The organism is Mangrovivirga cuniculi (assembly GCF_005166025.1).
GTDB lineage: Bacteria > Bacteroidota > Bacteroidia > Cytophagales > Cyclobacteriaceae > Mangrovivirga > Mangrovivirga cuniculi.
Window position 1 is genome coordinate 708562 of the sequence record NZ_CP028923.1, and the last position, 26214, is coordinate 734775.

The window sequence follows — 26214 nt, forward strand, 5'->3', positions numbered from 1 at the left end:
AGTTTTGAAGAAAAAAAACAACTTATTTTTAACCTTAACTTAAAACACCCTGGAAATGAATTATTTGTCTCAAATCGCTTTTGTATTGGTCCTGGCTATAGCCGGATACTTTTTGGCGAAACGGATTAAGGAAATCCGTGGGAACATATTGCTGGGCAAGGATGTTGATCGGAGTGATAGAAAAAGCGAAAGGATGAAGAGTATGTTACTCGTAGCTTTTGGACAGAAAAAAATGTTCAAGAAGATGATTCCGGCTTTTTTACACTTATTGATCTATGTGGGCTTTCTGGTAATTAATCTTGAAGTTCTTGAATTTATTATCGATGGTCTCGTCGGTACTCACCGAATTTTTGCAGGACCGTTGGGAGATGCTTACACAGTAGCGCTAAATATTTTTGAATTTCTGGCTATAGCGGTAATCTTCTCTTGCGTAGTTTTTCTTATCAGAAGAAATATACTCAAAGTAGACAGGTTTAGCGGAATAGAAATGAAAAGCTGGCCTAAGCTTGATGCAAATTTAATATTGGTCATAGAGATCATTTTGATGTTTGCTATTCTAACAATGAATGCTACTGATCAGATATTGCAAACACGACCTGATGCAAACTATACTCAAACCGGGACAATGGTATTCTCTGCGACATTAATACCAATGTTTGATGGGTTGTCAACCACTGGTTTGATTATCACTGAGAGAATTGCCTGGTGGTTTCATATAATCGGAATTTTTGCTTTTGCGATATATGTCACTTATTCGAAGCACTTACATATTTTTATGGCTTTCCCAAATACGTATTATGCAAATCTGAACCTAAAAGGTGAGATGAATAACATGGATGAGGTAACAAACGAGGTTAAGGCCATGCTCGGAGTAGGAGGAGCTTCTACAGAGCCTCCGGCTGAAATAAGTAGGTTTGGCGCAAAGGACGCTACAGACTTGAATTGGGTTAACCTCATGAACAGTTATGCCTGTACGGAATGTGGTAGGTGTACTCAGCAATGCCCTGCTAATATGACGGGTAAAAAGCTTTCTCCTCGTAAGATCATGATGGATACCAGAGACCGTATTGATGAAATCGGGAAAACAGGTGGTGATGATGGTAAATCTTTACTTGGCGATTACATTACCAAAGAAGAAATCAATGCCTGTACAAGTTGTAACGCATGTGTAGAAGCCTGTCCTGTAAATATTGATCCTCTTTCTATTATTCTGCAGTTAAGACGATACGTGGTAATGGAAGAATCAAGTGCTCCTCAATCATGGAATTCAATGTTCAGTAACATCGAAACAAATTTTGCTCCATGGAAATTTCCTCCAACAGACCGATTTAAATGGGCAAATGATCTGAAAACAGAAGAAAAGGAATAAGAATTTTAACGATAGGAAAACATGAATACCGAAAATATACAAGTACCAACAATGGCTGAAATGGCCTCGAAAGGAGAGCAACCGGAAGTACTTTTCTGGGTAGGTTGTGCAGGTTCATTTGACGACAGATATAAGAAAGTAACTAAAGCATTTGTTAAAATACTTAATAAAGTAGGCGTCAAATTCGCTGTATTAGGAGAGGAAGAAACTTGTACTGGTGACCCGGCAAGAAGGGCAGGAAACGAGTTTTTATTCCAGATGCAGGCAATGTCTAATATCCAGGTATTAGATGGATATGGTGTCAAACGTATCGTGACAGCATGCCCGCATTGCTTTAATACTCTAAAAAATGAATATCCTGCACTAGGTGGTAATTACGAAGTGGTTCACCATTCACAATTCCTCCAGGAATTAATTGATGAAGGAAAGGTTCGTGTGAAAGAAGGTGGTGGATTCAAAGGAAGAAAGATTACTTTCCATGACTCATGCTTTCTTGGCCGTGCTAATAATGTATATGAAGCACCACGTAAAGTTCTTGAGTCTTTGGATGCTGAATTAGTAGAAATGAAACGATGCAGAACCAAAGGGTTATGCTGTGGTGCAGGTGGAGCTCAGATGTTTAAAGATGCCGAGCCAGGAAATAAAGAAGTCAATATAGAAAGAACTGAGGAGGCACTGGATACTGGTGCAAGCGTAATTGCTTCTGGATGCCCTTTTTGCATGACTATGCTTTCTGATGGTGTTAAAAATAAGGAAAAAGAATCTTCAGTAGAAGTAAAGGATATTGCTGAACTGATTGCGGAAGCAGAAGATTTAGTTTAATCTTACAATTCATAAATTCCCCGAGACAGAAAGTCGGGTGTCTGTTAAATGACACCTGACTTTTTTTATACTTTCAATACTGAATCTTCGGTTACAACATATACCTTATCACCTTTTTTATTTTCATTTTATAAATCCCGGTAAAATCTCCATATGAAGGAAGAATGGCTCCTTTTTCACTAAAATAAAAGCATTTTAATCTTGCTGACTGCCTTCCGGTTCCTCTTAAAACAACTCCCGGATGGATATGACCTGCCAGATTATAAAATTCTGTCTTTTCTTTGAGTGGGTGGTGAGAAAAAATAAATGGCCCAACACACAGAGTTTCTTTGTAAACTTTTATCTTAAATTTTTGGTAATGAAATTCGGGAAGGATATCGTGATTTCCCGCTATAAGATGAAAGGTGGTATTCTGAAATTCAGCTGAAAGTTCTTCAAAAATAATCCATTCATTATTATAATCACTGTGAAATAAATCACCTAAGAAATAAACATCAGCAGGAGAAAACTCTTCGATTAAATTGCCTAGTCTTTCCCAGTTATTCATCACTCCATTAGCAGGGAGCGCGACTCCCTGATTTCTAAAGTGTGTAATTTTCCCAAGGTGAAGATCTGCGATAATCAATGCAGATTTCTTTTCCCAGTAAATTGCTTTTTGAGGTAATAACGTTAGTTTTTCGTCTCGTATTAAAATTTCCTGCCTTTTCACAAATATCCGATTTTCAGCAAAACTAATCTTTTTCCAGCTCTATTTTCATTTTATTAATACGGTCTTCAAGTTTTTCAGAGCTAACCTTTTCCCTGGTTCGATCGACCATGATTGGAAATGAGAATGGGGTTACTTTTACTGTATGTTTTACAACGATCTCCTGCTTTTCAATTCGTTGAAGTGCTTTTCTTAACCGATACTCTTCAAGCTGAAACTCCAGTACTTCATCATATGCCTGTCTAAGCAATAAGTTGTCCGGATCATACTCTTTGAATACATCAAAAACAAGTTGTGTAGATGACTGCATATGTTTACCTGTGATATTCTGCCCAGGATATCCTTTGAAAACCAAGCCCGCAATACTGGCTATATCTCTAAATTTTCTTCTAGCCATTTCGTTTGCATTTACCCCGGCTTGAATATCTTCAATAAGTCTGAGTGTTGAAAGAAATTCATTGTCGAGAGCCTCTTGTATTGGAATGGGTTTGTCTGAAAGTAATTCAAATCCATAATCATTCATTGCAATGCTAAAAGATATGGGTTCCAGTAAACTCATCCTGTAAGCAAGTAATCCTGAGATTCCTTCATGAACAAGCCGACCTTCAAAAGGATACACAAACATATGATAGCCCTCTTTGCTCTTGAAATATTCGATCAGTAGCTGATCTTCCCTGGGTACCAATGACCTTTCTTCCTGAATTTTAAGAAGCGGACTTATTGTAGTAGTTTCTTCAAAACCCTCCGAAAACACAGGATATTGGCTGATTTTTTCCCTGAGAAGTCTGGAAACTTGTGAGGATAGTGGCAATCTGCCTCCTTGCCAACTCGGAACCTTACCGCTCTTTTTATTTGATTTTCGTACATATGCGGTCATATATTTTACACGGATAAGTTCCAGTGATCGCCCGGCAAACCAAAATGTGTCTCCGGGATTTAACCCCGCAATAAACCACTCTTCGATTGTTCCTATTCTTTTGCCGCTATTGTATTTTACATTCATTGCCGTGTCACCGACGATCGTACCTATTGAAAGCCGATGGCGCATAGCTATTCGTCTGCTGTTTACAATGTATTTTCCATCTTCAAGCTCTACTTTCTTAAATTCATCATAAGCGGTTAAAGAACTTCCTCCTGTGGTAATAAATGCAAGAGCCCAAAGCCATTCTTCCCTGGAAAGATCAGTAAAAGAGTAGGTTGAACTGACTTCTTTAAAAATGGTTTTGGGTTCAAACCCACCGCCCACGGCTAGTGTCACCAGGTATTGAACTAGCACATCAAATGATCTGATGTATGGTAGCCGATCTTCAACAATACCCTTATTTATTGCTGTCCTGAGTGCTGCAGCCTCAAGTAATTCGAGACTATGAGTAGGTACAAAATAAATCCGGGCTGTTTCTCCAGGCCTGTGACCACTTCTTCCCGCCCGTTGAACGAATCTTGCTACCCCTTTAGGTCCACCAATTTGGATAACAGTTTCTACAGGTCTGAAGTCTACTCCGAGGTCAAGACTTGATGTACAAACAACAGCTTTGAGTTTTTCACTGTGAATAGCTTCTTCTACCCAGGTTCTCAGATCCCTGTCGATAGATCCGTGATGCATGGCTATAAGACCCATTAATTCAGGAGCTGCAGAAATAATTTTCTGGTACCAGATCTCTGCCTGGGATCGGGTATTGGTGAAAATGAGAGTACTTCGGCTTTCTTTAATAATTGGTAAAACTTTCTTAAGCATTTTAATGCCCAGATGCCCTGACCAGGGTAGCTCTTTGACATCTTCAGGTAATATTGTTTCTACCTGGATATTTTTCTCGATATCAGATCTAATTAGTCTCTTTTTTTCTTTTGGAAACACCGGGCCGAGCAGGACATCTAAAGCCTGATCCATATTGCCTATTGTTGCAGAAATACCCCAGATACTAAGTTGCTGTTTGCTAAGACTTTTAAATCGTGATAAAGCCAGTTCGGTTAAAACTGCTCTCTTTGAACCAAGTAGCTCATGCCATTCATCTGCGATGAAGACACGTAAATTTGAAAAGAATTTATCATTATCTTTTTGAGAAAGAAGAAGGTGAAGGCTTTCCGGCGTAGTTATCAATAACTGCGGGGGCTTTCTTTTAATAGCTTGTCGCTGAGCTGTAGTAGTATCTCCGGATCTGATCGCAACATTAAAATCATCGATTCCCATACCAGAAGCCAGTCTTTCTACCGCTTGTTTTATTTCTACTGTTAAGGCCCTTATTGGTGTAATCCAAATGGCAAAAACACCTTTTGATTTGTTTTGCTGCTTTGAAAGCTCAGACCATAAAGAGATGATGGGTACTGCCGCTGAATATGTTTTGCCTGATCCTGTGGGAGCATTAATTATTCCGGAGTCTCCAGCATATACCGCTTGCCAGGCTTCTTTTTGAAAATTAAAAACCTGCCATTCATTTTCATTGAACCATTTTTCTGCTTTTTCAAATGGTGAAATCATTAAACAATAATAATGTTTTATTTTTACTTAACTGATGTCGTAAGGATATGTTAATATGACTTTAAAATGAAAAAATATTATTATTTACAAGTCTTTTGATTAGTATTCAGGTAATGTCTTGGAAACGAGCAACAACCAATTAATTTTGTTAGTATTGGTTAGTTACATGGTTATTAAAACAGTGAAAACTTAAAAATATGCTGTTGGGAGAAGGTTTATCAAAGTACTTGTTTGGTTTCTTCATCATTATTTGTTTGGTGAACATAGATTTGTATGCCCAGAACTCTATTGAAAATGCATTAAGTGATGCTGAAAGATATATGGAGGGAGGAAGTTATGATCTGGCAACCGATTTATTGAGTTATGTAGATTCCGTTGCTGAACCAAATACAGAAGTTAAGTTTTTTCTTGGTAAAAGTTATTTTCTTGATGATAAACGACAAAAAGCTGAAAAATCATTCAAAGAACTTCACGAAATGGGAGTGCCTGATGAATATAAAGCAGATGTTAGTTTTTACCTTGGAAGAATAAATCATTTTAATTACAATTTTGACACTGCTATATATTTTTATAATAAATACTTATCATTTGCTTCATCTCCAAGTGATCCGGGATATAATGAAGTTCTGGTTAATGGGGGAATTGAAAAGTTTATAAGGGAGAGTTTACGGGCGAAAGAACTAATGGAGAATGTTCTTAGTCTTCAAATTGAAAATTCTGGTCCGGTTGTTAATTCCCAGTATGCAGAATATGTTCCAACACCTACAGCTGATGAACGGACCATGTATTTTACTTCTCGCAGAGAAAGTACTACAGGGGGCAATAGAGATTTTGATGGAAGATTTTTTGAAGATATTTATGTTGTAACCAGACCAACGGTAAATGACCAATGGAACTTTCCGAAGAGATTACCATCTCCTGTGAATACAAAAGGGCATGATGCTAATGTTGGATTGAGTTTTGATGGGAAAAAGCTGATTATATATAAGCCAGAAAATGGTGGGGATCTATTTTTTAGTGAAAAAACAGGTGAAAATGAATGGAGTATCGCCACACCTTTTGAAGGAATAAACTCTCCTCATTGGGAAGCCAGTGCTTGTTTTACAAAAAATGGTGAATATCTATATTTTAGTTCTGACCGTCCCGGGGGATTCGGTGGTAGCGATATTTACAGAGCTCGCAGATTAAGTAATGGGAAATGGGGAGAAATAGAAAACCTGGGACCGATGATCAACTCCAGTCTCGATGAGGATGCGCCATATATTTATGTGGATAATGAGACCTTGTTTTTCAGTTCAAAAGGTCATTTGGGCATGGGAGGTTTTGATATTTATAGCACGACCTATAATCCTGAAACCGACACTTGGTCTCCTCCAAGAAATATTGGTTACCCGGTGAATACACCTGATGATGATATTTATTTTAATCTGGCCGCCGGTGGCGCGAGAGCTTATTTTTCAAGTTTCAGAAAGGATGGATATGGAGAGAAAGACATCTATGTACTTAGCCGGCCTAACCAGGAAGAAGATAAGTTTATGATGAAGCTGAAGTTCAGTGATAAAGTTGCTGAAAATGATGTACCGGGAAGTATTCTAATTACTGATCCGGGAGAAGAGGTTGTTGCAGCATATAAATCTCAGGATGTATTCGGCCAGACTTATGAGGTGCCATTAACTTTTAATGATAGATATGCCCTCACCGTTCAGGCAGAAGGATATTATACTTTATACGAGAAGTTTGAGGTAGAACAAAGGCCGGACCTTTTTCAGATAGTAATGGGTGTTCCTATGCTTGAAGATCTGAGCATCTTTTACGATGAATCGGGTGATGAAGTACTTAAAGATTCTTTGATCATTAATGATGGCAAAGTAGTTTCTTTGGCAGCTTTGACAGCTACGGACAGCAGAGTTAAAAAGAAGCGTGAAAGTATCGGGTTTGTTTATTTTGATTTTAATAGTATTCAACCAACAGATACTTCCATGTCAGAAATTAAAAAGGCCAGTTATTTCCTTGAGGAGAATCCGAATGCTTCTGTTAAAGTAATTGGATATACTGATGATGTGGGGTCTGAATCGTTCAATAGAAAATTATCTGAACAAAGAGCTTCGCAAGTAGCAAAGATACTCGAGGCTTATGGAATATCAGAAGAAAGAATATCTGTAGAGGGTAGAGGTGAAGCTAACCCTATTGGAAACAATGAGACGGAAGAAGGAAAAGCAAAGAATAGAAGAGCGTTATTTGTGTTTGATATCAATAATAACTCCGATAGTGATTAATTGTCAGTTTTATTATTAGTTGTGTCTTCAGGGAAATCAAAGTATTCATCTGATAGGTCTACTGTTTTATCCTGATCAACGCCTTTGTATTTGAATGCGTCAATTAATTCTTTTTTCTCATCTTTAATATCAGTAATGATTTTTTTACTGACTGCCCTTGTGTCATAAACAATCTCGTATTCATCAGTTGTCCCTATTATTCTTAAGTATAAATTTGGACTCCCTGTGCCGTCATCTTCCACTGCACCGAATACCTCATCCTTATCCTGCTTTGCTTTTGATAGAGGTACAATAACCTGGTAATTAATTTCCTGGTTGAAGGTATGGGTGCCGGATACATCAAGTGTGGTAACATTAGTTCCGACAGTCATTTTAGGAAGGGTTATTTGCCTGTTTTTAATTACCAATTCATTTTGGAGGTCATCAAATTTAAGGTTTGCTAATGATTCTTCTTTGACAAATTTAGAAAGGCCCTGAAGAGGTTCAAAGTTGTTTAATTCACCATTTTTAATCTGAATATCTGCCCTGCAGGTAAAATAATCAGATAAAAACTTTAAGGAAGGGTCTAATACGATGTGGCTGCTGACGTAAGCAGTAACCTGACCTTTGAGGTTTTTATCCTGTAACCATGACTGACCAAAGTTCTCAAAAACATAAAATACTTCATTGATATTAATTTTATTGACACGTCCTCTGTTGTCAATTATAATTCCCGACTTATATCGATCATCAATTTGAGCGTTAAGTTCTAAATACCCTCCAAAGCTATTAAGGCGGAGGTCTTTGATATTCGCTACTTTATTTTTAATAATTAGATTTCCGGTAAGGTTAGAGGCATTAAATCTTCTGAAATTTATTTTTTCAACTTTACAATCAAAATCGAGGTTGATCTTTTCCGGTAAACGCAGACTATATTCCTGACCTTTAACTGTGTTGAGATTACCAGAAAGTAATTCATCCAGGTTTAAATTTTCAGAAAACAGATCTGATTCGATAAAAATCTGTTGCTTATTGTTAGAAGAAAAAATGGAAAAAATGTAATCTGCAAAACCATTTAAGCGAATATCACTACTTCCTATTTCACCTTTAAGATCTGAGATGGCCAGTTGATTATCTTTCAACCGAAAGTTTCCTTCAAAATTCCGGAAGTCGTATTGGAAGCCTTTGACGTTGAAATTAGTATTTTGAATTTGAATCTCACCATTGGCTTTGGCATTTTCAAACTTTTGAGATTTCATATCGTCAAGCCGACCATTTAAAGAAAAATCAAAATGGACTTTTCCATTTTTAGCAGTTATATCTTCTCCTGGTAAAAAAGCAGTTAGTAATTTTAGATTAGCAGACCCTTTTAAAGAGCAATCTATAATCGGGCTTACAAAATTTAATAGATTTACATATCCTGTCACCTTATCTGATCCAAATTGTCCTGAAAGAGGGGATATTTTCAAGGAATATGTACTTTTTAGATCAATATTAGACGATGTGAAATTGCCTTCCATTGAAGCATTTTTGAATTTAGACCCAGTTTCCGGATAGGTGATATTAAAATTGTCACCTTTAAAATTTATTTCTGTAGAATACAGATCAGCATTCCCGATAACTTTGGCTTCAAAAGATAAATTTCCCGAAGATTGATATTTCAACCAGGGTTCAGCCTGTTCACCGGGGATGAATTGAAGTATATGTTTTACATTAGTTTTTTTAGAGCTTACAAAGACTTTTGTTTGTGGTTCATTTTCCCAAATGTATGATCCAGAAGTCAGGTATCTAAAACCATCCATTTCTAAAAGACCATTTCTCCAGTTGACAGTTTTTGCGTTGGCAAAATAGTTTATTTCCGTTTCAATGTTTACTGGAATTGATTTTTCAAGTTTGTACTTTGGCTCTATAATTTTTTCCCAAATAAAATTTCCATCGATTATAAATTTTTGATCTGGGTTTAAAACAATATCAACTTCAGCAAATAAAGTATTTGCCTGATACATAGCCGAACGGGCATTGTCATAAAATGAAATTAATACGTGATCGATAAATATTTTATCAATATCAAAAGTAGTTTGAGATTTTTCTCTTGTGGTATCTTCTTTCCAGATTTGGTAATTATATGAGTTGTCTGGATTTCGCTCAATATTTATCTCACCCTCTTGAATTATAATACTTTTGACAGATACTTCTCCACTAAACATCTCGAATAGCCCGATATTTACCAATATTCTATCTGCACTGATGAGATTTTTAGAATAGTTTGGTTTTCCTTCACAAAATACATTTGAAAGAGAGATGGAGATGTTTGGAAAGTCTCCAAAAAGAGTAACGTCAATTTCATCAGTATTTACAGGTACTTCCAGACGTTCATTGACAGTAGAGACAAATTCATTTATAATATCAACTTTGAAGACCTGAATAATAATTATAAGAATTAGTATCAATCCTGCTATTAGCGAAATGAACCAAAAAAAAATTTTCTTAAGTGTACCGCTGGTCAAATTTATATTCAAGTTTCTGATTTTCTTATTAATAACGATTACTAAAAATATATACGTAAAATTGGGTAATAATATTTTTTAAAAAAATTTAAATCAGGGTTTGCAAATATAAAAAAGTGGACTACATTTGCACTCCTGTTACACGAAACAGGGACAGAAATAAAGGTGCTTAGGCCAGTTGTTTTAGAGCATCCCGATTACATCGGGAGGGTCACTAGGGCAACAAACTAAGAAAGTTAATAAATGGGCTCTTAGCTCAGTTGGTTCAGAGCACCTGCCTTACAAGCAGGGGGTCACTGGTTCGAATCCAGTAGGGCCCACAAAGACAGTCAGAGAAATTTGGCTGTCTTTTTTTATTTCAACCAAACTCAATTATGAAATTTTACTGCTACATCCTGTATTCAGCCAAGCTGGATAAATATTACGTTGGCCATACAGGCGATAAGTTAGAAGAAAGATTACGTCGTCATAATACAAATCACAAGGGATTTACAGGTAAAACAAATGACTGGCAGATTGTTTACCAAGAGAAATATCCTACAAAGGTTGAGGCATATGCCAGAGAACGAGAAATAAAAAACTGGAAGAGCCGCAAGAAGATCGAGGCTCTTAGCACAGTTGGCCAATGACGAAGCCTTGCTTGTCATGATGCCGACCAAAAGCGTCAGTGTTGATAGCATCCCGACCTTCAGTCGGGAGGGTCACTGGTTCGAATCCAGTAGGGCCCACAAAGACAGTCAGAGAAATTTGGCTGTCTTTTTTTATTTCAACCAAACTCAATTATGAAATTTTACTGCTACATCCTGTATTCAGCCAAGCTGGATAAATATTACGTTGGCCATACAGGCGATAAGTTAGAAGAAAGATTACGTCGTCATAATACAAATCACAAGGGATTTACAGGTAAAACAAATGACTGGCAGATTGTTTACCAAGAGAAATATCCTACAAAGGTTGAGGCATATGCCAGAGAACGAGAAATAAAAAACTGGAAGAGCCGCAAGAAGATCGAGGCTCTTAGCACAGTTGGCCAATGACGAAGCCTTGCTTGTCATGATGCCGACCAAAAGCGTCAGTGTTGATAGCATCCCGACCTTCAGTCGGGAGGGTCACTGGTTCGAATCCAGTAGGGCCCACAAAGACAGTCAGAGAAATTTGGCTGTCTTTTTTTATTTCAACCAAACTCAATTATGAAATTTTACTGCTACATCCTGTATTCAGCCAAGCTGGATAAATATTACGTTGGCCATACAGGCGATAAGTTAGAAGAAAGATTACGTCGTCATAATACAAATCACAAGGGATTTACAGGTAAAACAAATGACTGGCAGATTGTTTACCAAGAGAAATATCCTACAAAGGTTGAGGCATATGCCAGAGAACGAGAAATAAAAAACTGGAAGAGCCGCAAGAAGATCGAGGCTCTTAGCACAGTTGGCCAATGACGAAGCCTTGCTTGTCATGATGCCGACCAAAAGCGTCAGTGTTGATAGCATCCCGACCTTCAGTCGGGAGGGTCACTGGTTCGAATCCAGTAGGGCCCACATGAAATAGAAATCCAGATCCCTAGGGTCTGGATTTTTTTGTTTTTGGACAGTATTGAATTTTATTCATTTACTGGAAATAAATAAAAAAGGAAAGCCGACTTTGGAGGCTTTGGGATTTATTTGCAGGAGTGGGTTCATTCTGGATCACTATAAGTAATCCAGTAGGGCCCGTGACGATAAATGTCAGGATAATAATGCCCACACCTGGATAGATATGGGGTTTAGGACATTTAATTGGAATTATTTTCCTTCACTCCATGGAGGAGCTATGCCATTTGTTCGTGCATAAGCGATCATTTGTCCCATATGTTCTTCACAATGACCAAAGGCTATTAATAATACTGACCTCATTGTCATTTGACTTCCAAAAACATCAACCATTTCATCTAGCTTATCATCAGGGACGCTCATTATTGCTGTGATCATATGGTCATATGATTTAGTTAGCGCTTCTATACTAGCATCTTTGCCGACTATATTCATATTCCTCGGGTCTATACCATCGGGCATTTCCACTCCAACAAATGTGGGAAAAAAGTAATTAGCACCTGTAATATGTAATACAACATCATTTATAGAACGGACACCTTCATTAGGAGTCCATCCATATTTTTCTGCAGGTATTACTTTTGCTAAAGAAATAACCTTATCAGAATTTGCCCTGACCATGCCGGCAAGGTCTTTTTGTAATGATCCCTGGGAGAAAACGGAGATAGGCGCCAGGATAATTAGTAGGGTGAGTAATTTTTTCATGATTGGTTTTTTATATAAGTTAACTGAAAAATTGGTAAATAGCCATATAACTTATTTCATTTGGATTGAACTCTTTTTAAGAAGCAGTTAATTAAGATTCATGCATAGAGCAATTAGGAAATTAATATTTGCGTCCCTTTTATTCCTTCTTAGTTTAATGGTAGGAACCATCGGGTATGTTTATATAGAAGAATACAACGTTGTCGACAGTGTATATATGTCTATCTTAACATTTTCTACCGTAGGGTTTAAAGAGGTGAAGCCTTTGAGCGATCAGGGTAAAATTTTTACTTCGATCTATATTGCTTTTAATCTGGGTATATTTGCTTACAGTGTATCCGTTCTTTCTACTTTTATCTTTGAAGGAGAGTTTAGAAAAGTATTTCAAAAATATAAATATGACCGTGCTTTAAAAATGTTAAGTAATCATGTAATTGTTTGTGGATTTGGTAAAAATGGTGAAATGGCTGCCAGGGAACTTTCAGGTTCTGGTCAAAAGTTTGTCGTAATCGAAAAAGATCAGCATGTTATAGAATTAGCTGAAGGGCATTATGATTATAAATTTCTTAATGAAGATGCCACAATGGATGATACATTAGTTGAAGCCGGAATTAAAGATGCTTCAGCGATTATATGTGCACTTCCGGGTGATTCTGACAATGTATTTATCACGCTGACTGCCAGAGAGCTCAATCCAGCAATAAATATTATTGCCAAGGCAACTGAGCTTAATACTGAAAAAAAACTAATGAGAGCTGGCGCTTCCCACGTAGTTATGCCTGACATGGTAGGAGGGTCATATATGGCTGCACTGGTTACTAAACCATTTGTCATAGAATTTCTTACGATTTTAAATGGATCTAATGAAAGTAAATATATCCTTGAAGAAATTAACCATGCTCAATTAAGGCCTGAATATCAAAATAAATCACTCAGAGAACTTGATATTAGAAATAAGAGTGGAACAACTATTCTTGCCTTTAAGGATGAAGAAGAAGGGTTTATTTTCAATCCTCATTCGGAAAAAATAGTTGGTGAAGGTGATGTCCTTATACTTCTAGGTGAAGGAGATACTATCGCTAATTTTAAAGATACTTTTCTGCAGTAGAAAATATATTATGAAAGATTCTAAGCTCTCATTTGAAACATTAGCATTAAAATCTACCGAGCCATTCGCAGGGGAAGTTAGCCCGGTAAGTACACCATTGTATTTTTCAACAACCTACCATAGGAATAAAGATGGTTCTTATGATTCAGGTTTTGTTTACAGTCGAACATCTAATCCTAATCGATTAGTTCTTGAAAAAGCATGTGCTAAACTTGAGGGTGGCCACCGGGGGTTTGCTTTTGCTTCCGGGATGGCAGGCATTGAAGCAGTTTTAAAGACTTTGCAGACCGGAGAACATATAATAATTCCTGATGATGCGTATTTCGCGGTTTTCAAGCTGATTAAAGAAGTATTTAATAGGTGGGGATTAAGCTATACTCAGGTTGATATGACTGAATTAGAGCAAGTTGAGAATGCCATTAATGAAAAAACTAAAATGATATGGCTGGAATCGCCTTCTAATCCGATGCTAAAAATAACAGATATTAATGCTGTAACAAAGATTGCTCGTGACAACAATATACTTGTAGCTGTCGATAATACATGGCCGACTCCTGTGGTTCAAAACCCGATTAAAATGGGAGCGGATATAGTTGTTCATTCAACTACCAAATATTTTGGAGGGCATTCAGATGTTTTGGGAGGTGTGGTAGTCATTAACAAAAATGACAAACTAGAAAAGCACCTGGAAGATATTCAAAACCTTGGAGGCGGTGTTTTATCACCATTCGATTCCTGGTTAACGGCAAGAGGACTTCAAACATTGTTTTTAAGAGTAAAAGCCCAAAGTGAAAATGCGTTTAAGCTGGCTGAGTTTCTCAATGAAAATTCTAATATTGAAAAGGTGTTTTATCCGGGGCTTCCATCTCATAAAGGGCATGAGGTTGTTAAAAAACAAATGCACAATGGGTTTGGGGCAATGCTTTCGGTAACTGTGAAGGGAGGAGAGCAAAAAGCAATTGAAATTTCAAATAAATTGCAATTATTCACTACAGCTACTAGTCTTGGAGGTGTTGAAAGCCTAATTGAGCATAGAAAATCAGTTGAAGGGCCTGAAAGCAACACTCCGGATAACCTCTTACGTATATCTGTTGGATTAGAAAATATTGATGATCTTATTTTTGACTGGCAAAAGGCTCTTGAATAATATTTCGGATGTCAGTTATACGGCGATATTAATTTTTTTAACTAATCTGTTCTTTTCATTTTGCATTCAGAAAATATAATTCAGCAGAAATGAAAAGATTTTTTATACTTGTTACCTTAGTGATATTTTTTAGTTCTTGTGGAGACAAATCAGTGGAAACAGACGATAATTTTGAAGCGGTGACTCTACCCGATAGTTCTACTGTTTACCTTAATCACAACTCAAAAATCAGTTTCGATGAAGATTTCGAAGAAAGAAAGGTTCATTTAGATGGTGAAGCTTTTTTTGATGTGGTTCCTGGAGAAAATACATTCACAGTAATAACAGAAAATGGAGAGGTAGAAGTTGAAGGAACCTCCTTTAATGTTGTTTCAGTTGATTTAGATTTTAATGTAGAGGTAGTATCTGGTATTGTTCACCTGCATAGCCATGGGCATCAGCACAAACTAGGTCGTGGTCAACGTGGATTTTACCATCCTGGAAATAATGGTATCAAGGTGGCAAGAGCGAATCATGCCCACAATCATTGGTTGGATTTGCTCGTAGTAGATTTAAAGCTTGGAGGCTTTCACCCTGGTCGCGGACATCGCAAATTTTTTAAAGGTAATAATGGCCGGGGTAACCAGAAATTCAAATTCAAGCCAGGTCGTGGCAACAGAAAGTTTAAATCCGGTAAAGGAAACCGAGGCAAAGGCAAAAAAAGGAAAGTAAAAATTAAGTTTTAACAACACAAAAGGTGGTTTAATCATAAGCCACCTTTTTTTATGAAAATTAAGTCCGGATTCCGGAATTCATACTATGTAGTTAATGGCTTTGTTTATATTTATAATAAAGTGTTTATCTATACCTATGAAAATCAATTACTCAATTTTAATTCTCTTCATTCTTCTCATCGTAAGTTGTCAATCCAAAAACAGTTATGATCCGGAGAGGAATTATTCAGACATTCAAAAAGATCTCACAGCCAAATTTATTTTAGCAGAGGATAGTTCGGTGATAGAATTGCCTGAAGGCCATTTTTTATTTGACAAAAGTCTCAGCCTTGAAGGGAAATCGCACTTGACAATAAGGGGCAAAGGCATTGATAAAACTGTTCTAAGTTTCAAGGGTCAGACAGATGGAGCTGAAGGATTGAGAATTACTAATTGCAATAATATTACTCTTGAGGACTTTACTGTTGAAGATGCTGCCGGGGATAATATTAAGGTGATGGATACGAAAGGTATTACATTTCGTAGAATGAAAGTGGCATGGACAGGAAAGATCAATGAAGATAATGGAGCTTATGGATTTTATCCTGTGATGTGTGATGGAGTCGTGATTGAAGAATGTGAGTCTATGGGGTCAAGTGATGCGGGTGTGTATGTCGGACAATCAGAAAATGTGGTGATCAGAAATAATATCGTATATCAAAATGTCGCCGGTATAGAAAGTGAGAATTCGGATAATGTCGAAATTTATGGCAACGAAGTGTATGATAATACAGGCGGGATTTTAGTTTTTAATCTTCCTGGTCTCAGCCGTTATGGTCGGAATATTAAAGTCTATGAAAATAATGTTTACAATAACAACCGAAAGAATTTCAGTGTGCCAGGGGCTATCGTAGGTTACGTTCCGGCTGGTGCAGGCATGATAATTCTAGCAACCAGCAATGTTGAAGTTTATAAAAATGTAATCAAGGGCCATAAAACAGGTGGAATTGCCATTGTAAGTTATGAGCTGATCAAAGCCATGGATGAAATGAATGATGATAAGCCTGAAGATGCAGACCTTCCTGATGGAATTGCTGCTTTTAATGCTGATTATGAGAGTGATCCGAATTACGATCCATACCCAGGTAAAATCTATTTACATAACAATGTATATGATAACGATAAATGGATACCAGATCTAAATTCAGACATGGGAAAAATGTTATTGGTTAAGAATGGATTTAAAACTCCGGATATAATTATCGATGGCATCTTACCGGATAATTATCTTGTTGAAAATGGAAGTGTTAATGATACATATAAAATATGCATCGATGAAGAGAACATTAAATTCCTGTATTTAGACGCAGAGAATGATTTCGAGGGTATGAATGAAAATGACAAAAATTACAAGTGCGAACAGACTATTTTATAATATTTTTTTCAATTATTTTTATTGTTAGTTGCGGTAAAAACACTGATAACTCAATAGAAAAGAACATCTCTGAAAGTGAGCTGGTGGAGGTGGAAACTTATGGGTTGGGAAAAGCATGGTTATCTGAATATGGTTTCTATGAAGGTGATCTAAAGCAGCTAAAGCCAGTGGAGAATGTTCATCCTTATGAAATTAATTCCCCTCTTTTTTCAGATTATGCTTCTAAAAAAAGGTTTATTTATTTACCTGAAGGGAAATCTGTTTCCTATGTTAATAATGGAGTTTTAGATTTTCCGGTTGGAACGATATTAATCAAAAACTTCTATTATGAAAAGATTAAGGGTTCTTCAACTCCAAAAGTTATTGAAACGCGCCTTTTAATAAGGTATGAGAATGAATGGAAGCCGTTGACATATATTTGGAAGGAAGACCAGTCCGATGCTTTTTTAGAAATTGTTGGTTCCCGAAAACCGGTTCAATTCATTTCTGAAGACGGTAGTTTGCTGGATATAAAGTATAGCATACCAGACCTTAATCAGTGTCAAAATTGCCATAATAAAAATGAGGTTTTAACTCCCATAGGCCCTACGGCAGGCCAATTGAATAAATATGTTATTAATGATGGAAAAAAGGTGAATCAATTAGCATTGCTAGCCAGAAAAGGAGTTGTTTCAGGAATGCCTGGTATGGATAACATCCCTAGGGTAGCACAATGGGATAATCCCGGACATTATTCGATAGATCAAAGAGCAAGAGCTTATCTGGATATGAATTGTGGGCATTGTCACAATCCTCAAGGATCTGCTAAAACTTCAGGATTATACCTCACGCTTGATGAATTGGACGATCATAAAATTGGGATCAATAAAAAGCCCGTCGCTGCAGGAAAGGCCTCTGGAAACTTATTGTATGATATAGTTAAAGGTAAACCGGAAGAATCAATCATTGTTTTCAGAATGGACTCAGAGAAACCTGAAATCATGATGCCAGAGCTTGGAAGGAGCCTGATTCATAAAGAAGGTGTAGAACTGATAAGAGAATGGATTAAAAAAATGGATGAATAACGATTTATAATTTCATTTTAGCTTCAGAATATTATCTTTAAATAAAAAGGATAATATTCAGTGTATTTTAATCTATTCAACCTTTTAATTTTTTTTGGTGCTCTTCAGGGCATAATCATTGGAATAGTGCTGTTGTTCTTCAAGAAAAAAGAAGATCAAAGCACGCTGTTTCTTTCCTGGCTTATTTTTAGTTTATCGTTGACAATCGGTAAACACTTTTTAATCGATTTTTCAAAAGCTAATCAATGGGACATCATAGTTAAACCACCTGTTTCATGTTTTTTATTGATGGGACCATTTTTGTTTTTTTATGTCCGGGCAACCCTGGGAAAAAAAATAAAAACTAATATTAAATTTTTCATTCATTTGATTCCAGGACTGATATTTTTAGTTATTCAATTGATAATTTTTATCGAATCAGGCTTTGGAGAAGAACTAATGGATCAATCCATAATCTCCATTTTTCAACTTATTGAACAAGTCTTAGGACTCCTTTCTTTGATGATATATGGATATTTAAGCTTAAAATTGGTAATCAAATATCAAAAGAAGATCACCGAATTTTATTCTAACATAGAGTATATAACCCTACAATGGCTTATCAATCTGTTAATTGGGTTATTTATTGGGTGGTTATTTTTGTTGTTTTTAACAATGGTGGATTTATTCGTGTTTGACTTCACTCTTCCTCAATCGGCGTATTATTTGTTGTTCATTTATGTAGGAGTTATTATCCATTATTTTGGTCTAAGGAAGCTTACTATGATTCATTTTCCTACTTTGAGACCGCTGGAAGTATTGGAAAAAAAGCCGGATATACAAAAAAATGATATCGAATCTGATAAAGATGAAGATACCAAAGAGATTCAAAAATTAGAGAAAATCATGGTTGAGAATAAGCCTTTTCTAGACCCCAATCTGACTCTCGATAGTTTATCTGATCTTCTAGGGGTACACAGTAAAAAATTATCCATGATCCTAAATCAAAAAATGGGAACTAGCTTTTATGATTTTATAAATAAAGCCAGGGTTGAAGAGGTAAAAGTAAAGATTGCTGATCCCGGCAATGATCATCTTACAATCCTTGGTATTGCTCTTGATTCGGGATTCAACTCAAAGTCGAGTTTTAATGCTATATTTAAAAAATACACAGGAATGACACCGAGACAATATAAGAACACGTTGTGAGGTGATGAAAAAAATGCTGCATGCAAAAGCTCTTTATAATTTTATATTTAATAATTGTTGTTTCGTTAAATCTATATTCTCAGGGTTATCAACCAGTTGAACTAGCAAAAGAAATATTCTCCGAGGAGCGGTTCTATGGGATTGATCGATATACTTATGGGGAATACCAGGGTAAACCAAATGGCACACACCTGGCTAAAGGGATCAAAAAAGAGTTTGAATTACTGGAAGAGAATGAGATGACAGCGGTCGTTGCTATGACTTTATATGATTCTACCGGAAGATTTTTGATCGATACTTACCTTCATTTCAGGAATGATGAGCATTGGAAAATGGAAGCATTCAGAACCCTTACAAATACCGATGTGTATGCAGAATTTGTTGAGCGAATTGAAAGTATGAATAAATTTCAAATAGACAGTCTGATAAATGCTGTTAATTCTAAACCTGATACTAAAAAAAGGATATCAACTGAGGATATTGAATTCGACCTGGAGAATAGTAAATTAATGCTGTCATCTGATAAAGAATTAAAAAACTATTTCAAAGGTAATCAGGAGAAATTCGAAGCATTAAAACAATTAGTCATATCAAAGTTTGGCAAGGAAAAGTATTCGCTGGATAACACTAAGGATATCACTAATTTTTATAATGTAGAACTATCCAGCTTGAAATTAACTTCATTAACCATTGGTGGTTATTTGTGTGAATCATGCATATTTTTCATTATTGGTGGTGTATCAGATAATACGGTTGGTTATTTATATGTAGATAATGTTTCTGATATACCAATTATGAGTCCGGATGATTTTATCGTGTTAAAAGATCTCGGAGGAGGATGGTTTTTATTTAAAACAACTTAAAATGAGCAAACTTACGCCCTTTCATTTAGCGATCCCGGTTGATGATATTAAAAAGAATCGCAAATTCTACAAAGAAGTCATTGGTTGTTCTGAAGGTAGAAGTGATAAAAACTGGGTAGATTTTGACTTTTACGGTCACCAGTTGGTTATTCATTATAAACCCGGAACTGGTGATTCCTCTTTACATACCAACCCGGTAGATGGACATGATGTTCCTGTACCTCATTTTGGTGTTGTATTGGAGTGGAATGATTGGCATACACTTTCGGAGAGGTTACAAAAGGAGGGAATAAATTTTGAAATAGAACCTCATATCCGCTTTCAGGGTCAGCCCGGGGAGCAGGCAACAATGTTTTTTTATGATCCGGCAGGAAATGCTTTGGAGTTTAAGTCTTTTAAAGATCCAAAAAACCTTTTTGCAAAGTAGTGCTGATTATATAGGTCGCTAAAATTTTATAATCTTATTTCATTAACCTTTTTTATTTGAAATAACAGTTTCTATGCTGGAATGGATTAAAAAGTCTGGTCCTGGAGCAATGATTGCAGCAGCTTTCATCGGTCCGGGCACTGTCACAACAGCTTCTGTAGCCGGAGCTTCTTTTGGTTATACACTTATCTGGGCATTGGTGTTTTCAATTTTTGCCACTGTGGTTGTTCAGGAAATGTCCCTTCGATTGGGTGTGATCGGAAAGATCGGAGTAGGTGAAGCAGTTAGAGGGAGTGCCAAAAATAAATTTTTAAGGACATTATTTCTTGTTCTTATATTTTCGGCAATTATTATCGGCAACACAGCTTATGAGGGAGGCAATTTAAGAGGTGCTTCTTTGGGGTTTCCTGATCAGGATTTTCAATATTTAGGATTCAACTTAAATTGGGCTTTTATCCTCGCTTTTATTGCCGGTTTCACCTTCCTTTATTTTGGTAGAGTCGAATTTATCGAGCGTATCATGGTGCTTTTTGTCGTATTGATGGGTTTAATTTTTATTTCAACAGCAATTTTCATTAATCCTGATTGGTCAAAGGTTCTAAAAAGTCTGTTTGTCCCCCAGTTGAAAGAAGGCGCTGCTCCATTGATAGTTAGTTTAATAGGTACCACTGTAGTTCCATATAACATATTTCTACATGCTTCTTCCAGTAAAAAGAAATGGCAAAATGAAAAAGATCTTTCTACTGCCAGAAAAGATTCCATAACTTCAATAGTGTTCGGAGGACTAATCACTTTAGCTATAATTATTACTTCTGCAGCTGCATATCAAGGATCTATAAATGTAATTACAGATAGATCTTCAATTAATTTAGGTTTACAACTCGAGCCTGTAATGGGATCTTTTGCATCGATGTTTATTGGGCTTGGGTTATTTTTTGCCGGGATAACTTCAGCTGTAACAGCTCCCTTAGCAGCAGCATATACAGGAAGCGAAATATTTAATTTCCGAAATGATAAAAATTCTCTTAAATTCAGAATTGTATGGATGGTCGTATTCTTTGTTGGTGGGTTACTGGCAATATTAAATATCGATTCAATAGGGCTGATATTATTTGCCCAGGCAGCTAACGGAATTTTATTACCCCTCATTGTTGCCTTCCTGATATGGATAATGAATAATAAAACTATATTAGGAAAACATAGAAATGGATATGTTGCTAATATTCTTGGACTAATAGTTTTAATAATTTCCTTACTTCTCGGAGTTAATTCTATTTCGGGAGTAATTCAACAAATTACCTGATGCATAGAATAGATATTAATTGTGATATGGGAGAAAGTTACGGCCAGTTTCATGTTGGCAATGATGATATTTTATTTCCATACATCTCTTCAAGCAATATTGCATGTGGATATCATGGAGGTGACCCGTTATTTATTGAAAACACAATTATAAAAGCTTTAAATCTTAATTTGAATGTCGGGGCACATCCTTCTTACCCGGATCTTGCTGGATTTGGAAGAAGGAAAATGGAAATGTCATTCGATGAATTAAGGACGATCATAAAGTATCAGGTGTCTGCGGTGAAAGGGATATGCGAAAGCCTGGGAGGGAAGCTTTCTCACGTAAAACCTCATGGAGCTCTATATAATACTGCTGCTAATGATGAAAAAGTATCCTTAGCAATAGTGACAGCAATTAAAGAAATTGATAGCTCCCTAATACTTTTAGGGAAGTCTTTTAGCCAAATGGAAAAGGTAGCCAAAGAAAAAGAGGTGAAGTTTGCATCTGAGGCTTTTATGGATAGAAGATATGACAAAAGCGGGAATCTGGTACACCGTAGTATTTCTGAGGCCATAATTTCAAATCCCGATGATGCAGTAGCGCAGGCACTTGATATAATACTGAAAAAAAAGGTATTAACTATAGATAATGAGTATATTAATATAGAGTGCGATTCTTTATGTATTCATGGTGATAATCCCATCGCAGGAAAAATACTTAAAAAATTAAAAAATTCTTTTGAGGAAAAAAATATTGAAATATCCCCACTATTAAATGTTAAAAATTAAGCATTTAGGAAGTAAAGCATTATTAGTAGAATTCAGACAAAACATTGATTTAAAAATCAACAAGAAAGTCTATCAACTAGACTATTTAATTAAATCTAAAAATCTGGAAGGGGTTAATTACACTATTCCGGCATTCTGTTCTTTAACTGTTGGGTTTGACCCGGGTAAGATTTCTTATTTTGTTTTATCGGAATTTATTAAAGCATTGGCGAGTGAAAACCTGGATGAAGGAAAAGACTTTAATAATAAAGGGAATAAGCATACTATTCCAGTTTGTTATGATAAAAGACTGGCAATCGATATTGAAGAGGTAAAACAACAAACAGGACTCAATCGAAAACAAATAATTGAGCAACATACTTCAAAGGAATATACTGTACTTATGACAGGCTTTTTACCCGGATTTGTTTACCTGGGAAAGGTTTCGACTCAATTGCAATGTCGACGTAAACGCTCACCGGAGTTAAATATAGCAGCTGGTTCCGTCGGTCTTGCTGGTTCTCAAACTGGTATATATCCTTTTGAATCTCCGGGAGGCTGGCAAATTATAGGTAGGACACCGGTGAAGACGCTAGACCTTTTTGAAGAAGACACTTTTTTATTCAAAGGTGGCGATAAAGTGAAGTTTGAATCTATTACATATGAAAAATTCGAACAAATGATAACAGGAAACAGGTAGTTTTAATATATGACAACCGGAATACTTAGGTTTATTAATGGAGGAATGTATACTGTCATCCAGGATTCTGGACGGGAAGGATATCGACATTTTGGTATACCTAGTGGAGGTTTTTTGGATCGTAAAACTGCCGGATTTGCAAACCGGTTAGTGGGAAAGTCACCTGATAGTCCATTAATTGAAATCACCCTTTTAGGACCTGAATTTGTCATTTCTGGTTCTGTGCATATTGCATTATGTGGCCCGCCTTCCGAAATCTATGTAAATGGAACCGAAGCTAAAATGAACAAAACACTGTCTTTAAATGAGGGTGATACAGTTAAAATTAGCAGGGTAAGGTCCGGCTGTAGAGTTTATTTAGCATTTTCAGGTGAACCAGAACTACCTGAATGGTTAGGAAGCTGTTCTTCTGCCTCCTTAATATCTTCAATAGTTACTCCCTGGGCAATAATCAAAAAAGGGTATGTCCTTAACATTAAAAACACTGATTTACAGAAACTGGATAAAGATTCACCAAATAAAATTACTGAAATCACATTTCCTGCTGTAATCAGAGTGATGCCAGGTCCTGAATTTCATTGTTTCTTAAAAAAAGACATTAGTAATTTTTTTAAAATGGAGCATGAAGTATTACAGGATTCTAATAGGATGGGCATAAGGCTGAAATCCAGGATTGTTCCCAATAACAAAAAAAACATGATCTCGTCAGGAGTGGTTCCTGGCACAATTCAAATTACTGAGGAAGGATTGCCAATTTTACTGTTAGCAGACGCTCAAACGACTGGTGGATACCTAAGAATAGCTAATGTGATTGAAGAAGATCTGGATAGATGTGCACAATTAAGACCGGGAGAACAGTTTCTGTTAAAATTAATTGATTTCGATGATTAAGTAAAAAGGCATAATTTTTGAGATATGAGTTAATAAAAAATTATTGACCAATGCACCGACTCATTCCTATTTTAGTCTTAATAGTTATAACCGGAATATCATGTTCAGTAAATAAAGATTTGGTTTTCACAGATTACGAACCTGTTAGAGAAGAAAAATGTGTGATTAAACCTAATTTGATCTATGTTTTTAATGAACTGGATTATTTACCCTTTTCCATTGACACTGTTGGTTATATTTATGTAGAAACATTTGATGAAAAAGCAATTAACACTCTGCATAGAATTCAATACGAGGCATGGAATAATTGCGCTAATGCTATTGGTTCAGTGCCTGAATATCTTACAGACCAAACTAATTCATCAAGCAAGCAATCTGTACAATTAACTATCCCCGCATTGCGTATAAAGAGCACCAGGAAATTTGCTGAAGTTGAAGAAAACTATCACAGTTACGATACAGCTTTTGTGTATAATGCCAGAAGGCATATTAAAGATCAAAAAAACCGTATACAGGCAGCAAAAGTAGGGAATACCATCGGTGGAGGAATTTTGCTTATAATGAGTTTATCTACATATTCAGAATAATTGCAACAATTATTCTGTTATAGCTGTTATTGAAGTATGAAGCGGATGTACAATGTTATAGGAGTTGTAACAGGGATGGTCCTTATTTATTTAGGAATGATTGCTTTCGATATTCCTTTCCCATTCGTTTTTACTTTATTCCTGGCAATCCATGTAGGCACTATTTATATGGTTTATACCATTCTCAAAGCTCCTTACAAGTCTAAGAAAACATTTGACCAGCAATGGTACGACCATTAACTAAATCGATTTTTGTGCTCTTTTGGCTCTTTCCCATACTACAGACTGAGATCCTTTAAAATGCCTGAATATTCCTTGTATCACTGAAATATTCATCATACAGAAATAATAAGGGATAAAAAATGCTTTGATTCTAATCTCTTTACTTTCAAATAATAAACCAATAATAGCAAGCAGATAAAATAAGATCTGGCCATACGCCAAAAATTCGTAGATGGATGATTGGGTTGTCTGCCAAAGGTAAATATTTGTAAATAATAAAATGATTAATGCAAAAGGAGTAATAGTCCATCTTAAAACTCTATGAGAGATGAATGCAAAGCTCAACCAGAAGTTATTAAAGAAATTGAAAGCGCTTTTCAATCTTGTAATCGCCTGAATACCACCGGCAGCAATGCGAACCTTTCTTTTTCGTTCTTCTTTGGAATTTGCAGAACTTCTTTCAGTAGCGTAGGCTTCAGGCTCATATGCTACTCTATATCCGGCAAGACTTATGCCGACTGTCATTACAAAGTCTTCGATAATAGTATCAGAAGAAACCGGTTTATATAATTCGGTTCTAATCGCAAAAAGTTCCCCTGCAGCCCCAACAACAGATACTAACTCATCATCCCATTTTTTTAATTTAGATTCATATTTCCAATAGAATCCTTCACCTGCTCCGGCAGCGTGATCTGAAGTGTTTTGTTCAATTCTTTTCTCTCCTGCTACTGCACCCACTTTTTCATCATCAAAATGCCTGACAATATTTTTTAAAGCACTTTTATTAAGAAAAGTATTTGCATCAGTATAAATGATAATAGGTGACTTTACCAGAGGCATTACACGATCAACAGCTGCAATTTTACCTTTTCGCTCATCACTATGTTCTACAATAATATTTTCACCGGCTTTTTCGCGTAATAATTTTGTGGTGCGATCAGTCGAGCCATCTGTTACGAAAAGAATATTGAGCTTTTCTTTTGGGTAATCTAATTGAATAGAATTTTCCAGCTTATCCAGAATATCATCCTCTTCATTATAAGCAGCTATTAAAAGAGTGATCTCCGGCCAGTCTTTCTTTTTGTGGATATCAGTGATTTTTCTTTTCCCCCTGAATATTCGTTTGATCCTGGTAATCAGGAATAGTACAATTCCATATCCTATAAAGGTATAAATAACTATAAAAAGTGATATCCAAAAGATTAGTTTTACTAAAAAAATCATCCTGAAATAATGTAAGATTGCCTGGAATGTCTAATCGGTTAAGGGATTAAAACTAGCAACATAATAAGAATAAAGCAATATAAAATTATAATATAATTAGAATAAGTATTATCTTTGAAATTCTAACGGGCCTAATCAACTTATACTTTTGAATTGTATTCATGTAAGTATCATGAACT

General features: G+C 36.1%; 25 protein-coding genes and 4 tRNA genes. 24 read left to right on the forward strand and 5 right to left on the reverse strand.

The genetic code is table 11. The annotated features are described in order from the left end of the window. The first annotated feature begins 55 nt into the window (after positions 1 to 55). Positions 56 to 1369 (forward strand): 4Fe-4S dicluster domain-containing protein, encoded by a 1314-nt coding sequence (locus DCC35_RS03225; RefSeq protein WP_137089439.1) that lies wholly within the window; start codon positions 56 to 58, stop codon positions 1367 to 1369. Between the two features lie 21 nt (positions 1370 to 1390). Continuing rightward, positions 1391 to 2191, forward strand: coding sequence for a (Fe-S)-binding protein (locus DCC35_RS03230; RefSeq protein ID WP_137089440.1), 801 nt, complete (start codon positions 1391 to 1393; stop codon positions 2189 to 2191). 91 nt (positions 2192 to 2282) lie between these two features. On the opposite strand, the gene pdeM is transcribed toward DCC35_RS03230, so the two are convergent. Further along, entirely contained in the window at positions 2283 to 2900 is a 618-nt protein-coding gene (pdeM, locus tag DCC35_RS03235) for a ligase-associated DNA damage response endonuclease PdeM (RefSeq protein ID WP_175402696.1), read from the reverse strand. A gap of 22 nt (positions 2901 to 2922) precedes the next feature. Then, positions 2923 to 5373, reverse strand: a complete 2451-nt coding sequence (locus DCC35_RS03240) for a ligase-associated DNA damage response DEXH box helicase (protein WP_137089442.1) — start codon at positions 5371 to 5373, stop codon at positions 2923 to 2925. Positions 5374 to 5570: 197 nt separating this feature from the next. Here DCC35_RS03240 and DCC35_RS03245 point away from each other — a divergent pair, with 197 nt between their 5' ends. Then, positions 5571 to 7649: an OmpA family protein gene (locus DCC35_RS03245; protein ID WP_137089443.1), complete on the forward strand. Its 2079-nt coding sequence runs from the start codon at positions 5571 to 5573 to the stop codon at positions 7647 to 7649. On the opposite strand, the gene DCC35_RS03250 is transcribed toward DCC35_RS03245, so the two are convergent. Next, positions 7646 to 10147 (reverse strand): YhdP family protein, encoded by a 2502-nt coding sequence (locus tag DCC35_RS03250; RefSeq protein ID WP_217495909.1) that lies wholly within the window; start codon positions 10145 to 10147, stop codon positions 7646 to 7648. The genes DCC35_RS03245 and DCC35_RS03250 overlap by 4 nt on opposite strands. Positions 10148 to 10380: 233 nt before the next feature. On the opposite strand from DCC35_RS03250, the gene DCC35_RS03255 reads away from it, so the two are divergent. From DCC35_RS03255 to DCC35_RS20555, 7 genes are all read left to right on the forward strand, one after another. Beyond that, positions 10381 to 10455 (forward strand) — tRNA-Val (locus DCC35_RS03255). Between the two features lie 54 nt (positions 10456 to 10509). Continuing rightward, on the forward strand, positions 10510 to 10764 hold the full coding sequence (locus tag DCC35_RS03260; protein WP_137089445.1) for a GIY-YIG nuclease family protein: 255 nt from the start codon (positions 10510 to 10512) through the stop codon (positions 10762 to 10764). Continuing rightward, positions 10740 to 10863 (forward strand) — tRNA-Glu (locus DCC35_RS20545). The genes DCC35_RS03260 and DCC35_RS20545 overlap by 25 nt, the downstream gene beginning before the upstream one ends. A gap of 54 nt (positions 10864 to 10917) precedes the next feature. Further along, positions 10918 to 11172 carry a GIY-YIG nuclease family protein gene (locus DCC35_RS03265; protein WP_137089445.1) on the forward strand — a complete coding sequence of 85 codons (255 nt, stop codon included), beginning with the start codon at positions 10918 to 10920 and terminating at the stop codon, positions 11170 to 11172. Next, positions 11148 to 11271, forward strand: a tRNA-Glu gene (locus DCC35_RS20550). Before DCC35_RS03265 ends, DCC35_RS20550 begins: the two co-directional genes overlap by 25 nt. A 54-nt stretch (positions 11272 to 11325) precedes the next feature. After that, positions 11326 to 11580: a GIY-YIG nuclease family protein gene (locus tag DCC35_RS03270; protein WP_137089445.1), complete on the forward strand. Its 255-nt coding sequence runs from the start codon at positions 11326 to 11328 to the stop codon at positions 11578 to 11580. After that, positions 11556 to 11679 (forward strand) — tRNA-Glu (locus DCC35_RS20555). The genes DCC35_RS03270 and DCC35_RS20555 overlap by 25 nt, the downstream gene beginning before the upstream one ends. 243 nt (positions 11680 to 11922) lie before the next feature. Here DCC35_RS20555 and DCC35_RS03275 read toward each other — a convergent pair. Then, entirely contained in the window at positions 11923 to 12435 is a 513-nt protein-coding gene (locus DCC35_RS03275; RefSeq protein WP_137089446.1) for a DinB family protein, read from the reverse strand. Between the two features lie 100 nt (positions 12436 to 12535). Between DCC35_RS03275 and DCC35_RS03280 the strand changes: the two genes are divergently transcribed. The 14 genes from DCC35_RS03280 (at position 12536) to DCC35_RS03345 (ending at position 24829) form a co-directional block, all read left to right on the forward strand. Continuing rightward, positions 12536 to 13543: a potassium channel family protein gene (locus tag DCC35_RS03280; RefSeq protein ID WP_137089447.1), complete on the forward strand. Its 1008-nt coding sequence runs from the start codon at positions 12536 to 12538 to the stop codon at positions 13541 to 13543. Positions 13544 to 13553: 10 nt separating this feature from the next. Continuing rightward, positions 13554 to 14690, forward strand: coding sequence for a trans-sulfuration enzyme family protein (locus DCC35_RS03285; RefSeq protein WP_137089448.1), 1137 nt, complete (start codon positions 13554 to 13556; stop codon positions 14688 to 14690). 89 nt (positions 14691 to 14779) lie between these two features. Beyond that, entirely contained in the window at positions 14780 to 15415 is a 636-nt protein-coding gene (locus DCC35_RS03290; protein WP_137089449.1) for a FecR family protein, read from the forward strand. A gap of 124 nt (positions 15416 to 15539) precedes the next feature. Further along, positions 15540 to 16817: a parallel beta-helix domain-containing protein gene (locus DCC35_RS03295; RefSeq protein ID WP_137089450.1), complete on the forward strand. Its 1278-nt coding sequence runs from the start codon at positions 15540 to 15542 to the stop codon at positions 16815 to 16817. After that, positions 16796 to 17881 carry an SO2930 family diheme c-type cytochrome gene (locus DCC35_RS03300; protein WP_137089451.1) on the forward strand — a complete coding sequence of 362 codons (1086 nt, stop codon included), beginning with the start codon at positions 16796 to 16798 and terminating at the stop codon, positions 17879 to 17881. Before DCC35_RS03295 ends, DCC35_RS03300 begins: the two co-directional genes overlap by 22 nt. Before the next feature lie 60 nt (positions 17882 to 17941). After that, on the forward strand, positions 17942 to 19069 hold the full coding sequence (locus DCC35_RS03305; protein ID WP_137089452.1) for a helix-turn-helix domain-containing protein: 1128 nt from the start codon (positions 17942 to 17944) through the stop codon (positions 19067 to 19069). 20 nt (positions 19070 to 19089) lie between these two features. Then, positions 19090 to 19932, forward strand: coding sequence for a hypothetical protein (locus tag DCC35_RS03310; RefSeq protein WP_137089453.1), 843 nt, complete (start codon positions 19090 to 19092; stop codon positions 19930 to 19932). 1 nt (position 19933) lies between these two features. Next, positions 19934 to 20359, forward strand: a complete 426-nt coding sequence (locus DCC35_RS03315; protein WP_137089454.1) for a VOC family protein — start codon at positions 19934 to 19936, stop codon at positions 20357 to 20359. Between the two features lie 73 nt (positions 20360 to 20432). After that, entirely contained in the window at positions 20433 to 21662 is a 1230-nt protein-coding gene (locus tag DCC35_RS03320) for an Nramp family divalent metal transporter (RefSeq protein ID WP_137089455.1), read from the forward strand. Beyond that, complete coding sequence (locus DCC35_RS03325; RefSeq protein ID WP_137089456.1) at positions 21662 to 22432, forward strand: LamB/YcsF family protein; 771 nt, start codon at positions 21662 to 21664, stop codon at positions 22430 to 22432. Before DCC35_RS03320 ends, DCC35_RS03325 begins: the two co-directional genes overlap by 1 nt. Next, the gene (gene pxpB / locus DCC35_RS03330) at positions 22419 to 23111 is read left to right on the forward strand and encodes a 5-oxoprolinase subunit PxpB (RefSeq protein WP_137089457.1); all 693 of its coding nucleotides are present in this window, start codon (positions 22419 to 22421) and stop codon (positions 23109 to 23111) included. The genes DCC35_RS03325 and pxpB overlap by 14 nt, the downstream gene beginning before the upstream one ends. Positions 23112 to 23120: 9 nt before the next feature. Further along, on the forward strand, positions 23121 to 24002 hold the full coding sequence (locus tag DCC35_RS03335; protein ID WP_137089458.1) for a 5-oxoprolinase subunit C family protein: 882 nt from the start codon (positions 23121 to 23123) through the stop codon (positions 24000 to 24002). 50 nt (positions 24003 to 24052) lie between these two features. Continuing rightward, positions 24053 to 24589 (forward strand): hypothetical protein, encoded by a 537-nt coding sequence (locus DCC35_RS03340; RefSeq protein ID WP_137089459.1) that lies wholly within the window; start codon positions 24053 to 24055, stop codon positions 24587 to 24589. Between the two features lie 36 nt (positions 24590 to 24625). Continuing rightward, positions 24626 to 24829, forward strand: a complete 204-nt coding sequence (locus DCC35_RS03345) for a hypothetical protein (RefSeq protein ID WP_137089460.1) — start codon at positions 24626 to 24628, stop codon at positions 24827 to 24829. On the opposite strand, the gene DCC35_RS03350 is transcribed toward DCC35_RS03345, so the two are convergent. Then, entirely contained in the window at positions 24830 to 26035 is a 1206-nt protein-coding gene (locus DCC35_RS03350) for a glycosyltransferase family 2 protein (RefSeq protein WP_137089461.1), read from the reverse strand. Between the last annotated feature and the right edge of the window lie 179 nt (positions 26036 to 26214).

Excerpts from the sequence above, each read along its gene's own strand:
- DCC35_RS03315 (WP_137089454.1), top strand. The coding sequence starts at position 19,934 with ATGAGCAAACTTACGCCCTTTCATTTAGCGATCCCGGTTGATGATATT.
- DCC35_RS03275 (WP_137089446.1), bottom strand. The coding sequence starts at position 12,435 with ATGAAAAAATTACTCACCCTACTAATTATCCTGGCGCCTATCTCCGTT.
- DCC35_RS03335 (WP_137089458.1), top strand. The coding sequence starts at position 23,121 with ATGACAACCGGAATACTTAGGTTTATTAATGGAGGAATGTATACTGTC.
- DCC35_RS03310 (WP_137089453.1), top strand. The coding sequence starts at position 19,090 with ATGCAAAAGCTCTTTATAATTTTATATTTAATAATTGTTGTTTCGTTA.
- DCC35_RS03265 (WP_137089445.1), top strand. The coding sequence starts at position 10,918 with ATGAAATTTTACTGCTACATCCTGTATTCAGCCAAGCTGGATAAATAT.
- DCC35_RS03240 (WP_137089442.1), bottom strand. The coding sequence starts at position 5,373 with ATGATTTCACCATTTGAAAAAGCAGAAAAATGGTTCAATGAAAATGAA.
- DCC35_RS03270 (WP_137089445.1), top strand. The coding sequence starts at position 11,326 with ATGAAATTTTACTGCTACATCCTGTATTCAGCCAAGCTGGATAAATAT.
- DCC35_RS03295 (WP_137089450.1), top strand. The coding sequence starts at position 15,540 with ATGAAAATCAATTACTCAATTTTAATTCTCTTCATTCTTCTCATCGTA.
- DCC35_RS03340 (WP_137089459.1), top strand. The coding sequence starts at position 24,053 with ATGCACCGACTCATTCCTATTTTAGTCTTAATAGTTATAACCGGAATA.
- DCC35_RS03320 (WP_137089455.1), top strand. The coding sequence starts at position 20,433 with ATGCTGGAATGGATTAAAAAGTCTGGTCCTGGAGCAATGATTGCAGCA.
- DCC35_RS03285 (WP_137089448.1), top strand. The coding sequence starts at position 13,554 with ATGAAAGATTCTAAGCTCTCATTTGAAACATTAGCATTAAAATCTACC.
- DCC35_RS03290 (WP_137089449.1), top strand. The coding sequence starts at position 14,780 with ATGAAAAGATTTTTTATACTTGTTACCTTAGTGATATTTTTTAGTTCT.
- DCC35_RS03260 (WP_137089445.1), top strand. The coding sequence starts at position 10,510 with ATGAAATTTTACTGCTACATCCTGTATTCAGCCAAGCTGGATAAATAT.
- DCC35_RS03325 (WP_137089456.1), top strand. The coding sequence starts at position 21,662 with ATGCATAGAATAGATATTAATTGTGATATGGGAGAAAGTTACGGCCAG.
- DCC35_RS03245 (WP_137089443.1), top strand. The coding sequence starts at position 5,571 with ATGCTGTTGGGAGAAGGTTTATCAAAGTACTTGTTTGGTTTCTTCATC.
- pxpB (WP_137089457.1), top strand. The coding sequence starts at position 22,419 with ATGTTAAAAATTAAGCATTTAGGAAGTAAAGCATTATTAGTAGAATTC.
- DCC35_RS03280 (WP_137089447.1), top strand. The coding sequence starts at position 12,536 with ATGCATAGAGCAATTAGGAAATTAATATTTGCGTCCCTTTTATTCCTT.
- DCC35_RS03345 (WP_137089460.1), top strand. The coding sequence starts at position 24,626 with ATGAAGCGGATGTACAATGTTATAGGAGTTGTAACAGGGATGGTCCTT.
- DCC35_RS03225 (WP_137089439.1), top strand. The coding sequence starts at position 56 with ATGAATTATTTGTCTCAAATCGCTTTTGTATTGGTCCTGGCTATAGCC.
- DCC35_RS03230 (WP_137089440.1), top strand. The coding sequence starts at position 1,391 with ATGAATACCGAAAATATACAAGTACCAACAATGGCTGAAATGGCCTCG.
- DCC35_RS03350 (WP_137089461.1), bottom strand. The coding sequence starts at position 26,035 with ATGATTTTTTTAGTAAAACTAATCTTTTGGATATCACTTTTTATAGTT.